The sequence below is a fragment of the Dellaglioa sp. CoH-57-MRSF-17 genome (assembly GCF_056782015.1).
In genome coordinates, this window is the sequence record NZ_JBXAXY010000001.1 from 362,153 (window position 1) to 376,255 (window position 14,103).

The 14,103-nt window shown below is 35.6% G+C and carries 14 protein-coding genes; 12 read left to right on the forward strand and 2 right to left on the reverse strand.

The window, feature by feature from the left end; all coding sequences use genetic code 11:
* Positions 1 to 23 precede the first annotated feature (23 nt).
* The 3 genes from AC1RPJ_RS01670 (at position 24) to AC1RPJ_RS01680 (ending at position 2,933) form a co-directional block, all read left to right on the forward strand.
* On the forward strand, positions 24 to 1,289 hold the full coding sequence (locus AC1RPJ_RS01670) for a UDP-N-acetylglucosamine 1-carboxyvinyltransferase (RefSeq protein ID WP_481760867.1): 1,266 nt from the start codon (positions 24 to 26) through the stop codon (positions 1,287 to 1,289).
* Positions 1,290 to 1,297: 8 nt separating this feature from the next.
* Entirely contained in the window at positions 1,298 to 2,563 is a 1,266-nt protein-coding gene (rho, locus tag AC1RPJ_RS01675) for a transcription termination factor Rho (protein WP_409021602.1), read from the forward strand.
* Positions 2,564 to 2,669: 106 nt separating this feature from the next.
* The gene (locus AC1RPJ_RS01680) at positions 2,670 to 2,933 is read left to right on the forward strand and encodes a type B 50S ribosomal protein L31 (protein WP_409021601.1); all 264 of its coding nucleotides are present in this window, start codon (positions 2,670 to 2,672) and stop codon (positions 2,931 to 2,933) included.
* 85 nt (positions 2,934 to 3,018) lie between these two features.
* On the opposite strand, the gene AC1RPJ_RS01685 is transcribed toward AC1RPJ_RS01680, so the two are convergent.
* Positions 3,019 to 4,254 (reverse strand): multidrug efflux MFS transporter, encoded by a 1,236-nt coding sequence (locus AC1RPJ_RS01685; RefSeq protein WP_481760866.1) that lies wholly within the window; start codon positions 4,252 to 4,254, stop codon positions 3,019 to 3,021.
* Between the two features lie 107 nt (positions 4,255 to 4,361).
* Between AC1RPJ_RS01685 and AC1RPJ_RS01690 the strand changes: the two genes are divergently transcribed.
* The gene (locus AC1RPJ_RS01690) at positions 4,362 to 5,072 is read left to right on the forward strand and encodes a class A sortase (protein ID WP_481760865.1); all 711 of its coding nucleotides are present in this window, start codon (positions 4,362 to 4,364) and stop codon (positions 5,070 to 5,072) included.
* A gap of 40 nt (positions 5,073 to 5,112) precedes the next feature.
* Here AC1RPJ_RS01690 and AC1RPJ_RS01695 read toward each other — a convergent pair whose 3' ends face one another.
* Positions 5,113 to 5,577, reverse strand: coding sequence for a low molecular weight protein-tyrosine-phosphatase (locus tag AC1RPJ_RS01695; protein ID WP_481760864.1), 465 nt, complete (start codon positions 5,575 to 5,577; stop codon positions 5,113 to 5,115).
* 189 nt (positions 5,578 to 5,766) lie between these two features.
* On the opposite strand from AC1RPJ_RS01695, the gene AC1RPJ_RS01700 reads away from it, so the two are divergent.
* The 8 genes from AC1RPJ_RS01700 to alr all read left to right on the forward strand — a co-directional run bounded on the left by AC1RPJ_RS01700 (position 5,767) and on the right by alr (position 14,059).
* Complete coding sequence (locus AC1RPJ_RS01700; RefSeq protein WP_409021597.1) at positions 5,767 to 6,324, forward strand: LemA family protein; 558 nt, start codon at positions 5,767 to 5,769, stop codon at positions 6,322 to 6,324.
* An 18-nt stretch (positions 6,325 to 6,342) separates the two neighbouring features.
* Positions 6,343 to 7,236 (forward strand): zinc metalloprotease HtpX, encoded by an 894-nt coding sequence (gene htpX, locus AC1RPJ_RS01705; protein ID WP_409021596.1) that lies wholly within the window; start codon positions 6,343 to 6,345, stop codon positions 7,234 to 7,236.
* Between the two features lie 28 nt (positions 7,237 to 7,264).
* Positions 7,265 to 8,053 (forward strand): hypothetical protein, encoded by a 789-nt coding sequence (locus tag AC1RPJ_RS01710; protein WP_481760863.1) that lies wholly within the window; start codon positions 7,265 to 7,267, stop codon positions 8,051 to 8,053.
* Positions 8,054 to 8,147: 94 nt separating this feature from the next.
* Positions 8,148 to 9,221 (forward strand): D-alanine--D-alanine ligase family protein, encoded by a 1,074-nt coding sequence (locus AC1RPJ_RS01715; RefSeq protein WP_481760862.1) that lies wholly within the window; start codon positions 8,148 to 8,150, stop codon positions 9,219 to 9,221.
* 34 nt (positions 9,222 to 9,255) lie between these two features.
* Positions 9,256 to 10,632 carry a UDP-N-acetylmuramoyl-tripeptide--D-alanyl-D-alanine ligase gene (locus AC1RPJ_RS01720; RefSeq protein ID WP_481760861.1) on the forward strand — a complete coding sequence of 459 codons (1,377 nt, stop codon included), beginning with the start codon at positions 9,256 to 9,258 and terminating at the stop codon, positions 10,630 to 10,632.
* Between the two features lie 162 nt (positions 10,633 to 10,794).
* Positions 10,795 to 12,405, forward strand: coding sequence for a degradosome RNA helicase CshA (gene cshA, locus AC1RPJ_RS01725; protein WP_481760860.1), 1,611 nt, complete (start codon positions 10,795 to 10,797; stop codon positions 12,403 to 12,405).
* A 161-nt stretch (positions 12,406 to 12,566) separates the two neighbouring features.
* The gene (acpS, locus tag AC1RPJ_RS01730; RefSeq protein WP_481760859.1) at positions 12,567 to 12,935 is read left to right on the forward strand and encodes a holo-ACP synthase; all 369 of its coding nucleotides are present in this window, start codon (positions 12,567 to 12,569) and stop codon (positions 12,933 to 12,935) included.
* A gap of 2 nt (positions 12,936 to 12,937) precedes the next feature.
* The gene (gene alr / locus AC1RPJ_RS01735; RefSeq protein WP_481760858.1) at positions 12,938 to 14,059 is read left to right on the forward strand and encodes an alanine racemase; all 1,122 of its coding nucleotides are present in this window, start codon (positions 12,938 to 12,940) and stop codon (positions 14,057 to 14,059) included.
* Positions 14,060 to 14,103: the final 44 nt, after the last annotated feature.

Consider the following 14,103-nt stretch of genomic DNA (forward strand, 5'->3'; position numbering starts at 1 on the left):
ACTTTTAAGTGAGGAAATAATAAATGAAAAAGATGATTATTAGAGGCGGTAAAAAACTGTCTGGCGAAGTAATAATCGGTGGTGCTAAGAATAGTACTGTTGCATTGATTCCTGCAGCTATTCTTGCGGATACACCTGTGCATTTTGACAGTGTCCCCGATATTTTAGATGTACATAATTTAATGAAAATTTTAGATCAAATGAATGTTAAGTCTGAATTTAACGCTGGTAACTTAATGGTAGATCCTACGATGATTAAGGATGAACCTTTACCTGGTGGTGCCATTAAAAGTTTAAGAGCTTCTTATTACTTTATGGGTGCCTTATTAGGTCGGTTCGGTCGTGCAGTTGTTGGATTTCCTGGTGGTGATAATATTGGACCACGTCCGATTGATCAACACATCAAGGGATTTAAAGCTCTTGGCGCTGAAGTTATCGAAGAAGAAGACGCAGTGATTATTACGAGTGGCCCTGAAGGATTAAAGGGAGCCCGTATTTTTATGGACCTTGTTTCAGTGGGTGCAACAATTAACATTTTATTGGCTGCTGTCCGTGCAAAAGGAACCACAATCATTGAAAATGCTGCAAAAGAACCTGAAACCATTGATATTGCAACATTCTTGAATAATATGGGTGCTCATATTCGTGGTGCGGGGACTGGTGAAATCAGAATTCAAGGTGTTGATAGCTTAAAAGCTGTTAATACGCATACGATTATTCCAGATCGTATTGAAGCTGGTACTTATATCTCACTTGCTGCTGCAATGGGTGAGGGCGTTTTAATTAAGAATGTTATTACTGAACATTTAGATTCATTTTTAGCTAAACTTAGTGAAATGGGCGTTACTTTCCAAGTGAATGAAGATAGTATTTTTGTTCCTGGTGGCGATAAAATTATCCCAATTGAAGTGACAACTTCACCATATCCTGGGTTTGCAACTGACTTGCAACAACCAATTACTGCCGTTATGCTCAAGGCTACAGGTGAGAGTCGTATTATTGATACACTTTATCCTGAACGGATTAAGCACATTCCAGAAATGCAACGAATGGGTGTTAAGATTGAATCAAAAGATGGCATTATTCGAATCAATCAATCAACTGAATTAACAGGCCAAACTGTTTATGCAGATGAAATTCGTGCAGGTGCTGCATTACTTGAAGTTGCTTTAATGACTAATGGTACGACTGTCATTGAGAAAGCCGATAATATTTTACGTGGTTATGATTGCGTTGTACAAAAAATGACAAATTTATCTGCTGATGTAGAAATTATTGATGAAGATTAGGTGATTAAATGAGCGACTTCTTAACGATGGGTGAATTAAAAGACAAGACGCTTAAAGAAATTTATGGCTATGCCCAAGAATATAAAATACAATATTATAGCCAAATGAATAAAAAAGAATTGTCTTTGGCAATTCTAAGGGCTCAAGCAAAACAACAAGGATTCATTTTGATGGAAGGTGTCTTAGACATTGTTCCCAATCAGGATGGATTCGGTTTTTTGCGTCCAATTAACTACGGCCCATCACAAGAGGACATTTATATTTCTGCCTCACAAATTAAGCGATTTAATTTAAGAAATGGGGATTTAGTCGGAGGTAAAGCACGACCACCAAAGCCTAATGAACGTTATTATGGGTTAATGCACGTTGATACAGTTAATGGTAAAAATCCAGAAGAAGCAAAGGAACGTCCACATTTTCCTGCACTGACGCCCTTATATCCTAATCGACAATTAACTTTAGAAACAACTAGTCAAAATCTTTCAACGAGATTAACTGATTTATTTGCTCCTATTGGATTTGGTCAACGTGGTTTAATCGTGGCACCACCTAAAGCTGGGAAAACAACTTTACTTAAAGAGATTGCTCAAGGAATCGCAGAAAATCATCCCGATGTAAAATTAATCGTACTATTAATTGATGAACGACCTGAAGAAGTGACTGATTTAGAACGATCAATTAAAGGTGATGTTGTATCGTCAACATTCGATCAACAACCAGAGAACCATGCGCGTGTTTCTGAACTTGTTTTAGAACGTGCAATGCGATTAGTTGAAGATAAGCAAGATGTTGTTATTTTAATGGATTCAGTTACTCGCTTGGCTAGAGCGTATAATTTAACGATTCCGCCAAGCGGACGGACGTTATCAGGTGGGATTGATCCAGCAGCATTTTATCGACCTAAAAAATTCTTTGGTGCTGCACGTAATATTGAAGAAGGTGGAAGCCTGACAATATTAGGAACTGCTTTGGTTGATACGGGTAGCCGAATGGATGATGTGATTTATGAAGAGTTCAAAGGAACCGGTAATATGGAATTACAACTCTCAAGAGAGCTTGCTGAACGCCGTATCTTCCCTGCTGTCGATTTAAAAAAATCAAGTACACGTAAAGAAGAATTATTATTATCTAAGCAAACAATTGAAGAACTATGGCAGATTCGAAAGATGATGACAGGCGATTCACTAGGTGCTACGGAACGTGTTATCCAAAAAATGAAGAAAACAAAAAATAATGCTGAATTTTTAAAAGAGTTAACAAAAACAAGTAAATAAAATTTAATTGTAAAACGAGTTAATTCGTGATAAGATTGTGCATGTTGTAATATAAAGAATAACTCTAATTCAGCAGATGGATTAGGGCAAAGGAGAATACTTACTTATGAAAAAAGAAATCCATCCAGATTACCATGAAGTTGTATTTATGGATACTACTTCAGGTTACAAATTTATCTCAGGTTCAACAAAACATTCAGAAGAAACAATTGAAATGGAAGATGGCAAATCATACCCATTGATTCGTGTCGAAATTTCATCGGATTCACATCCATTCTATACTGGACGTCAAAAATTCACTCAAGCCGATGGCCGTGTGGATCGTTTCAACAAGAAATATGGTCTTACAGACGCAAACGCTGCAAAATAAGAACTATTTCGAAAAGGAAGAAGCCAATAAGCTTCTTCCTTTTTTTATACAAAAAAATAGTAACGTTCAACTAGATTGAACGTTACTATTCAGCTTTTCGTGAATACATCCCTTTTGTGACGTAGAGAACCCAGATGAGATTAATACCAACTAAAATAGCGGTAGAAATAAAGACACCTTTGTAATCGAATACGCCAGAAACGGTAGAGCCAATCATAGGACCAACGACTGATCCCATGGCTTGGAATGATTGATTGTAACTGAACACTCGACCTGTGAATTCTGCCGGTGTATTTTTTGTTAGAATTGTTTGAACTGCAGGTAACATTGCGGCATCCGTAATCCCAATTAAGAAACGTAAGCCGCCAAGTTGCCAAACATTAGTCACTAATGCCATTGGAATAAAAATGAAAATTGCGACAGTAAGTGCAATTTTTAAAATACGTTCTGTTCCAATTTTATCGCCTAGTACTCCTAAGCGAGGCGCAGCAATTAGCGTTGCTATTCCTGGAATAGAAGCCACACACCCACTGATAAAGGTAACATTTCCAACGTTATGTAAGAGTTCTCGAACGTATAAGCTTAGAATAGGACTAATGGAATAATTTGATGCTTGAATGATTAAGGTAGTGACAAACATCCCGATAATTAATTTAGGATGATGTAATTTCTTGAAGATTTCTTTTGACGTTTGCATTTCACCTTTTTCAACAGGCGTAAAATGTTCATGTACAAAGAAATAACTAAGTAAGAAAACAATTAGCAAAATCGCAGCAGTAATGAAGAAGGTAATACGATAGCCGAAGACCCCAGCTATTGCGCCACCGATTAGTGGTCCAAATAAAGTACCAGTAACACTACCGGTAACTAAAATACCGAGTGCTTTACCACTTTGCCGCTTGGGTGTCTCTGTTGCAATCAGTGCCTGTGAGTTACTAATATAACCAGAAAAGACACCTTGTAATAAACGTAACGCAATTAATTGGTAAACGTTACTGACAAGCCCCATCAGGCCTAAAACAATGGCCATTCCGAATGAAGCTCTTAAAATCATTAATTTACGACCTTTTCGATCAGCTAAACGACCCCATAGTGGGGAAACAATGGCGGTAATTAAAAATGTAGATGAATAGGTAATGCCGCTATAAAAATTTAATTCGGTTTTGGTGAAGTCACCTAACGTATCAATATAAAGTGACATAAATGGCATAATTAAACTAAATGCCACGCCAGCCATGAACGTACCAAACCATAAAACAAATAAATTTTGTTCCCAAGGTTGTCTAGAACGAAAAAATGTTGATTTTAGTGAAGTCAACAAATTAAACAGTCCCCCTAAAGATATTTTTTGATAATTATAATCATAACACTAAACAAGGATAAAAGTTATATGGTAAAATAGTTGTTAAGCGAAAGTGGGGGTTATTAATGGAAAAAAATAAAGCAGCTAAAAAAAGTCGTTGGAAAAAATGGCTAACAACTATATTATTAATACTATTGTTATTGGTGGGGCTTTCGCTAGTATTCAATGAACAAATTAAAAACTTTATTGTTGGACTAACAGACCCAACCATTAATTCAGAATTAGTCGATAAAAATAAAAATAAAAAAGCATCCTTTGATTTTAGTGAAGTTAAGAGTTTGAATACGGCAGATGTCGTGAAAGCAAAAGCAAATGAAAAAAATTTGGTTTTACTTGGAGAAATTAGTATTCCGGATGTCTCAATGAACTTGCCGATTGCTAAAGGCGTTAGCACTGATACCTTGGCACTTGCTGCTGGAACTTTAAAGGAAAACCAAAAAATGGGCGAGGGTAATTATGCACTTGCTGGACATCATATGATTCGAAAGGATTTATTGTTTAGTCCATTAGTTAGCATGAAAATTGGCCAAAAAATCTATTTAACAGATGCTAAAAAGATTTATGAGTATGAAACATCTAAAATGAAATATATCAAAGCAACAGACGTTCAAGTTATTGATGATGTACCCGGAGAAAAATTAGTCACATTAATTACTTGTGATGATACGGGTGCCGGACGTTTGATGGTCCAAGGTGAGTATGTTAAAGATTGGACATACAATGCTGCACCAAAAACAGTTCAAAAGTATTTTAAAATGATTCATAATAATAAATAATAAAAATGACCACAAATTTTAAAATTTGTGGTCATTTTTATTATTTAATTTGTGCTTTAATATAATCAATCCAGTAAGGCATTCCAAGACTAATTAAGTTATAAGTTTCGTCAAAGTCACCAGTAATCCATGGATCAGGAACAGATTCTTTTTCTTTACCGGGAACAATTGAAAGGAAGTTAACGATTTTTTCTTTTTTAGATGCAGGTGCAGCTTTTTCAAGACGCTCAACATTGATATCATCCATTGCAATAATTAAATCACTATTAATGAAATCTAAGTAACTAACCGGACGTGAGATTAAGCCATCTGTTGGAATCTGATGTTCAACAAGTTTAGTAATAGTCCCTTCATGGGCGCCATTTCCTTCTTGTGAAGAACTTGTGCCAGCAGAATCAACAGTTACTTGGTCAGAAAGGTTTAACTTAGCTAAATCGTCTCGTAACATTGCTTCAGCCATTGGTGATCGGCAAATATTTCCCATACATACAAATAATACATTCATGTTAATAATCCCCTTTACAAATTTCTTAATAATGCTATTATGCCATAATAATCACATTATTAAAACTAGTTAGATAAATTGGTGTAACCGTTAGCTTAATTGCTTTCTAAAAGGGTCTAACTTTGGTATGATAATTAAGAATAGAAACTAAAATAAGACACTTTATATTTAAAGAGGAGACTGAAAATTATGGCAATGATTATTATCGGAGTTATCGTAGTACTTTTAGTTATTATGTACATTAGCGGCTACAATGGTTTAGTAAAAGCAAAAATCCGGACTGAGGAATCATGGAGTCAAATTGACGTCCAATTAAAACGTCGTAATGATTTAATTCCTAACTTAGTTTCAACTGTTAAGGGATATGCAACTCACGAAAAAGAAACATTTGCTAAAGTAGTTGAATTACGTAATCAATTAACACAAGTACCAACGGATGCACATGAAACAACAATGGAAGTTTCTAATCAATTGAGTCAATCATTGAAAAGTATTTTTGCGTTATCTGAAAGTTACCCAGATTTAAAAGCTAACACAGAATTCACTAAGTTAATGGAAGAACTATCAAATACAGAAAATAAAATTTCTTATTCACGTCAACTATTTAACTCAACTGCTGCAAGTTTAAATGCAAAAATTCAATCATTTCCAAGTAACATTGTTGCCGGAATTCATCATTTTACAAAAGTAGAATATCTTGAAGTCCCTGAAGCTGAAAAAGCTGTACCCAACGTTTCATTTGATTAAACAGTTAGGAGATAACTAATGCTATATGATCAAATCGCGCGAAATAAGCGCAAAACAGTTTATGTTTTAATTGGTTTTGTTTTATTGATGGTTGCGATTGGTAGTGCCGTTGGCTATGTTTTTTTCAATAGTGCTGTTTCTGGACTACTTATGGCTGTTGTCATTGCAGTTGTTTATATGGGATTGATGATTTCACAATCAACTAGCGTTGTCATGAGTATGAATCATGCAACTGAAATAAAATCAGTCGATGATGCACCTGAATTATGGCATGTTGTTGAAGATATGGCGATTGTGGGCCAAGTTCCAATGCCAAAAGTGTTTATTATTGAAGATGATAGTCCTAATGCGTTTGCAACGGGAAATAATCCAGAACACGCGGCAGTTGCTGCAACAAGTGGCTTAATCAATCGATTAAATCGTGAAGAATTAGAAGGCGTTATGGCGCATGAAATTTCGCATGTACGCAACTACGATATTCGATTATCAACAATTGCATTAGCATTATCGGCAGCAATTTCATTATTAGTAAATATTGGAATGAACTCATTTTGGTGGGGCGGAGGTCGCCGTCGAAGTGATGATCGAGAAGGTGGCGGATCATTAGAAATTATTTTGATGATTTTATCATTATTATTGGTTATTTTAGGACCAATTGCAGCAACAATTGCTCAGCTTGCACTTTCTCGAAACAGAGAATATTTGGCTGATGCTTCTGCTGTTGAATTAACGCGTAATCCGCAAGGACTAATCCATGCGTTGGAAAAAATTTCTGATAGTAAACCAATGGAACGTGCCGATCCAAGTAGTGCGGCACTTTATATTTCAAATCCATTGAAGAAAAAAACAACTGGATTATTTCAAACACATCCACCGATGGAAGATAGAATTGAAAGATTAGAAGCAATGTAAACTATTTTATAAAATGGGGATGATAGTGGTGAGAGACAATTTAGTCTACGTTCATGTTGAAACGGTTTCTCATTTGATTTTATCATATGGGATTTCCAAAGAAGATTTCATAACAAGCATTCCCAGATTACCAACTAATATTTTATCGTTAAACCCAGTGGATTATGAAAATGAAATTGACATCGCAACAGGATTTAACACGGTAACCGGGGAAGAAGATACTGCACGTTATTTGAATAAAAAGACTGTTGGGTTAAAGCAAAGTTGGATTGATTTCGATAGTCAAGATGATTTAGAATTAATAACACCAAGAGAAGTAGCAGAATTCTTATATTTGGGACATGCATTTTCTCATATTCAATCACCTTTTTACTATAAATTGCAGAATGACTACGTTTTTTTAACGTTACCAAATGATGCATTAAAAATCTACTATCGTTATTTAACGCAATTTTATAATGTTTTTTCTAAATCAATTATTAGACATGCGAATCAATCGTATCGTGAAAAAAATGGTCTGTTTAGACGACGTCCTATGACGTTGAAAAAGATACCTAAAAAAATTGTTGAAGAATTAATGCCATTATTTGTTGAAGGTGTAATATTAGATTTTTCAAGGATCACAATTAATAATACGAAGTTAATATTACCTGTCTATATTATGATAGATAACGTTTCTCAGATGAAGTGGCATGAGCCAACATTGGAGACAGAAAGTGCCAAGTTAGTTGCTAATTTGGAGTATCGATTTGTAGATCAAGAATGGTTTATCGAAGTTTCTAACAAATCTGCTTTTGAAGACAGTATTATATTCTAAAAAGATAACGTATTATTATGTTATCTTTTTTTATTTTTGTTGAATTTAAAAAGAATGGTACAATAGGACGTGCAAAAAATGGAGGGCAATACGAATGCGAGTTTATTTACTCTATGGTGGTAAAAGTGCAGAACATGAGATCTCACTTTCAACTGCTTTTCAAATAACACAAGCGATATATTACCAATACTATTCGGTAATTCCAGTTTATATTACGAAAACGGGGAATTGGCTGCAAGGTCAGACGCTTAACGAACCAGTTAAATTTGTTGATAATTTAAGACTTAGAGAAACAGATGAAAAAGGACAAGCAACGAATAATCATGAAAATTCAACTGGAATAAAATTTTTGCCAAATGGATTTGACCCTGAAGATAGTGTGGTTTTTCCTGTCTTACATGGCCCAAATGGTGAAGATGGAACTGTCCAAGGACTACTTGAAACGTTGAATATCCCCTATGTTGGTAACAGTGTACTAGCATCGGCTGTCGGTAATGATAAAATAATGAGTAAATTACTCTTTAAACAAGCCGGAATTCCGGTTGTACCATTCCAAGCGATTGACTCACAGTCTTGGGAAAATAACACTGCAAGTGTGATTGCCAGATGTGAGGGCGAATTACTTTATCCAATGTATGTGAAACCATCTAATTTGGGTTCAGGAATCGGTGTTACACAGGTGAATAATAGTGTTGAATTACAATATGCAATTGATAATGCTTTTGAACTTGGTCCTCGAGTGATTGTAGAACGAGGCATTGTAGCACGTGAAATTGAAATTGGATTATTAGGTAACGAAGAAATCGCAACAAGTGTACCAGGAGAAATTTTGTCGTTTGATGACGTCTATGATCGTAAACTTGCAATGAAGGAAGATCACGAAGCCAGAATTCCAGTTGAACTCGATGAGGAATTATTGGATAAGATAGTTGGTTTTTCTAAAACAGCTTTTGCGGTTATTGATGGATCAGGGCTTGCTAGGTGTGATTTTTTAATTAGCGCTAACCAAGATATTTATTTAAATGAGATTACAACAATGCCAGGATTTTATAAAAATGCAATGTATCCAAGATTGTGGGAAGCCGTTGGGCTGAGTTACAGTGATTTAATTGAAGAATTATTACAATTAGCATTGAAAAAAAATCAGGCAAATAATAGTAAACAATAGATTTAATGGTCATATGAATGCGAGGGTTTATATAATGAAAATGCAATTAACTGAAATTGCGAGCGCAGTTAGCGCCAAGAACGAAATTACTGATGAACCAATTAATATATCGAGTGTTTCATTTGATAGTCGACAACTAACGGAAGGCAGTTTATTTGTACCTATTGTGGCAGAAAATGACGGTCATGATTATATCCAAAGTGCGATTGATAATGGTGCAACAGCGACTTTATGGGCAGTTGACCATCAAGATACAATGCCAACGAAAATCCCAGCTATCTTAGTAGATGACACATTAATGGCTTACCAAGATTTAGCAAAACATTACTTGGATAAAATTAATCCTAAAGTTGTCGCAGTTACTGGTAGTAACGGTAAAACGACAACTAAAGATATGATTACAGAAATTTTAAGTCAGCAATATAATGTTTGTAAAACGGAAGCGAATTTCAATAATCATTTAGGCGTACCGATGACTTTATTAAGTATAGAACCTAATACGGAAGTTGTTGTTGTCGAAATGGGGATGGATCATCCTGGTGAGTTAGACTTTTTAAGTCGAATTGCACAACCTGATGTCGCTGTTATTACGATGATTGGCGAAGCACATATCGAATTTTTTGGTACGCGAGATAAAATTGCGGATGCAAAAATGGAAATTGTGAATGGGCTGAAAGAAGACGGCTTGTTGGTTTATAATGCAGATGAACCGTTATTAAGAGAACGTGTTTCCAATATTGAACAGCAATCATTTGGCTTCGGTCATGGTGAAAGTGCTGACTTGAGTGTTTCAAATGTTGTCGGCAATCAAACAATGACTAGCTTTAAAGTGAGAGAAATGGCTGATTTTAATTTTACAATTCCAATGATTGGCACATATAACGTAGATAATGCGATGGCTGCTATCTCAGTTGGTCGTCATTATCGTGTGTCACCTAAAAATATTGTAAAGGCGCTTAGTGATTTTGATTTAACGAAGAATCGGACAGAGTGGCTTAGAGGTCATTTGGGCGAGTCAATTTTAAGTGATGTCTATAATTCAAATCCGACAGCTGCAAAAGCTGTTATCAAAGCATTCTCAAACAGCGATGTTGAAGGTAATCGAATGGTTGTTTTGGGTGATATGCTTGAATTAGGTGAGCAATCTAGCGATATGCATCTCAGCTTGGCTGATAGTTTTGATAATGAAAAAATTCAAAGCGTTTATCTTTACGGAGAACAAATAAAATCTTTAGCAACAGCATTAAAATCAAAGTATGATGATCAACATCTTCATTATTATGATTTAGATGAAAAAGAAGCTATGGTTGAAGATTTATTAAAAATACGTACTGAAAAAGATTCTATTTTGATTAAAGGAAGCCATGGCGTTCATTTAGAAACCGTTTTATCGGCTTTACAAAGTAATTAGAGAGTTGCTTAATATTATTTAAGGTGCTATTATAGTTTAAATAGTGACTCATGAAGGGTCAGACTTAAATTAATTTAACTTTACAAGACAGTAATTGACGACGAACTCTTAACTGTGTTGTGAAGCATGTTAGTTTGCAAACACATTAGGAGGAATTTATACTTGAAATTTACAGAATTAGGACTATCCGATGAACTACTAAAGGCCGTTCAACGCAGCGGTTTTGAAGAAGCAACACCTATCCAATCTGAAACAATTCCAATGGCTTTAGAAGGAAAAGATGTTATTGGACAAGCACAAACAGGTACTGGTAAAACTGCTGCATTTGGTTTACCAATCTTAGATACAATTGATACAACAAAAGATGAAGTTCAAGCACTTATCATCTCACCAACACGTGAACTTGCTATTCAAACGCAAGAAGAACTTTACCGTTTAGGTAAAGAAAAACATGCTAAAGTTCAAGTTGTTTATGGTGGGTCTGATATTCGTCGTCAAATCAAGAGTCTTAATCGCGCACCTCAAATTTTAGTTGGAACACCAGGACGTTTATTAGATCATATTCGTCGTCGCACCGTTAAATTAGGTAATGTTAAAACTTTGGTTTTAGATGAAGCTGATGAAATGTTAGATATGGGATTCGTTGAAGATATCGAAAGCATCTTAACAACTGTTCCTGACGAACGTCAAACATTGTTATTCTCTGCAACAATGCCAACTGCTATTCGCCGTATTGGTGAAAGATTTATGACAGATCCAACTTTGGTAACTGTTAAGGCAAAAGAATTAACAACTGACTTAGTTGATCAATTCTACGTAATCTCAAAAGATTTCGAAAAATTTGATATCATGACACGTATGTATGATGCTCAAAACCCAACACAAACAATCGTGTTTGGTCGTACAAAACGTCGTGTTGACGAATTAGCTAAAGGATTTGAAATGCGCGGATACAACGCTAAAGGAATCCATGGTGATTTATCACAACAACGTCGTATGAGTATTTTACGTGAATTTAAATCAGGTAAACTTGATATTTTAGTTGCAACTGATGTTGCTGCTCGTGGTTTAGATATTTCTGGGGTTACCCATGTCTTTAACTATGATATTCCTCAAGATCCTGAAAGTTATGTCCATCGTATTGGCCGTACAGGCCGTGCCGGACATAAAGGAACTTCATTGACATTTGTTTCACCAAATGAAATGGATTACTTACGTCAAATCGAAAAATTAACTAAGAAACGTATGGTGGCTTTAACACCACCTACAGATGATGAAGCATTTGCTGGTCAAATTGAAACAGCAATCGCTGACGTTACTGCCTTAGTTAACAAAACTGATACTAAAAAATATGCAAAACAAGCTACTGAATTAATGGCTAAGTTTGAAGTTGCTGATTTAGTTGCAGCATTACTTAGTGATGTTATTAAAAATGATTCATCACAAGTACCTGTTAAGATTACACCAGAACGCCCATTACCTAGACGTAAGGGGGGTGGCGGTGGTGGCGGAAACAACCGTCGTAGCGGCAATGGCGGTGGAAATCGTCGTGGTGGCAACGGTGGTGGTTACCAAGGCAACCGTAATGGTGGCGGAAACCGTAGTAACGGTGGAAGTTCAGATCGTCGTAACGGAAGTAGCGATCGCCGTAGCAATGGTAATGGTGGCGGAGGTTACAAAGGTAACCGCTCAAGCGATAATCGTTCAAATGACAACCGTTCAAACGGAAGTAGCGCACCAAAACGTAACTTCACAATCAGAACAAAAGATTAATTTGAATATTGAAAAGAGACCTATTAATTTAGGTCTCTTTTTTTGTTTAAAATTGCTATTCTTACAATATTGATAGGTAAAATATAAACGATTTTAGTGCAGAAAATGAATAAATTTGATAAACTTAACAAGGATATCAATGAAAAGAAATAGGTGATAATATGATTTATGGAATTGGTGTTGATATTGCCGATATTGATCGAGTAGTAAAGTTGGCAAAACAACATGAAGAATTTATAACAAAGATTCTCACAACAAATGAAATTAAACAATTTGATGAATTAAAAGGTAGTCATAAAGACGAATTTATTGCTGGAAGATTTTCCGCCAAAGAGGCATACAGTAAGGCTTTTGGAACGGGAATAGGGGATAAAGTTGGCTTTTTAGATGTTGAAATATTAAATAATGAAATTGGTAAACCGATAATTACGCAGCACCCTTTTGAGGGTAATGGCTTTATTTCAATTTCTCATACGAACAATTTAGTTATGACTGAAGTTATTTTAGAAAATCAAGAAAAGGGGATGTAAAAATGGTTGTAGGTTATCATCGTCCAACCCAAATCGTGGTAGATAGGGCAGCTATTAAGGCAAATATCACAGCTGAAAAAAAGACATTAACAGATGAGACGGTTATTTTTGCTGTTGTTAAAGCTGATGCGTATGGTCATGGATTGATTGAAGTAGCTAAAGTTGCAAAAGATGCTGGTGTAAAAGGTTTTTGTGTGGCAATAATTGATGAGGCATTAGCGTTACGAGAAGCCGGGTTTGTTGAAACTATCTTGATTCTGGGATTAACGAAAGTTGAATATGCACCGTTACTGGCAAAAAGCAAAATATCTGTAACTGTTTCAGAACTTGGCTGGTTACAAGAAGCTAATAAGTTACTGAGTGAAGAAAAATTAGCGCCTTTGGCCGTTCATTTAGCATTGGATACAGGAATGGGTCGTATTGGTTTTAGAGAAGCAGAACCGTTTTTAGAGGCAATTAATTTCCTTGGAAGTCATCAAAATACATTAAACTTTGAAGGGGTTTTTACTCACTTTGCGACAGCAGACTCTCCTAATGATTCGTATTTTAAAAAACAAATGTCAAAATTTAATGAATTGATGTCAGTAGTTTCTGATAGACCTCGTTATGTACACGTTTCTAATTCTGCAACGAGCTTATGGCACTCTGCTTGCAACGGTAATATGATTCGGATGGGCATTTCAATGTATGGTTTAAATCCATCTGGTGGTGAATTAGAACTACCTTATGCGTTAAAACCAGCATTTGGATTAACATCTGAATTAAGTTATGTGAAAGAAATCCATGCAGGTGATTCAGTTGGTTACGGTATTACATATCAAGCTCAAGAAAATGAATGGGTTGGTACAGTACCAATTGGGTATGCAGATGGTATGCCCCGAAAGATGCAAGGCTTTAAACTATTAGTCGACGGTCAATTTTGCGAAATAATTGGTCGAGTTTGCATGGATCAATTAATGATTAGATTGCCACATGAAATGCCAAATGATACAAAAGTAACTCTAATAGGCCAAGATGGCGATGAAATGATTACAGCACAGGATGTTGCAACGTACGCTGAAACAATTCATTATGAAATAATCTGTGCACTTTCAGGACGAGTACCACATGTCTACCTAAATTAGTATTTATTTGCTTAGTTTGCTATGGTAAACTATCTGTAGAGTGT

Bases quoted from the DNA above. Each gene is read 5' to 3' on its own strand.
- AC1RPJ_RS01670 (WP_481760867.1), top strand. From the start codon at position 24: ATGAAAAAGATGATTATTAGAGGCGGTAAAAAACTGTCTGGCGAAGTA.
- rho (WP_409021602.1), top strand. From the start codon at position 1,298: ATGAGCGACTTCTTAACGATGGGTGAATTAAAAGACAAGACGCTTAAA.
- AC1RPJ_RS01680 (WP_409021601.1), top strand. From the start codon at position 2,670: ATGAAAAAAGAAATCCATCCAGATTACCATGAAGTTGTATTTATGGAT.
- AC1RPJ_RS01690 (WP_481760865.1), top strand. From the start codon at position 4,362: ATGGAAAAAAATAAAGCAGCTAAAAAAAGTCGTTGGAAAAAATGGCTA.
- AC1RPJ_RS01695 (WP_481760864.1), bottom strand. From the start codon at position 5,577: ATGAATGTATTATTTGTATGTATGGGAAATATTTGCCGATCACCAATG.
- AC1RPJ_RS01700 (WP_409021597.1), top strand. From the start codon at position 5,767: ATGGCAATGATTATTATCGGAGTTATCGTAGTACTTTTAGTTATTATG.
- htpX (WP_409021596.1), top strand. From the start codon at position 6,343: ATGCTATATGATCAAATCGCGCGAAATAAGCGCAAAACAGTTTATGTT.
- AC1RPJ_RS01715 (WP_481760862.1), top strand. From the start codon at position 8,148: ATGCGAGTTTATTTACTCTATGGTGGTAAAAGTGCAGAACATGAGATC.
- AC1RPJ_RS01720 (WP_481760861.1), top strand. From the start codon at position 9,256: ATGAAAATGCAATTAACTGAAATTGCGAGCGCAGTTAGCGCCAAGAAC.
- acpS (WP_481760859.1), top strand. From the start codon at position 12,567: ATGATTTATGGAATTGGTGTTGATATTGCCGATATTGATCGAGTAGTA.
- alr (WP_481760858.1), top strand. From the start codon at position 12,938: ATGGTTGTAGGTTATCATCGTCCAACCCAAATCGTGGTAGATAGGGCA.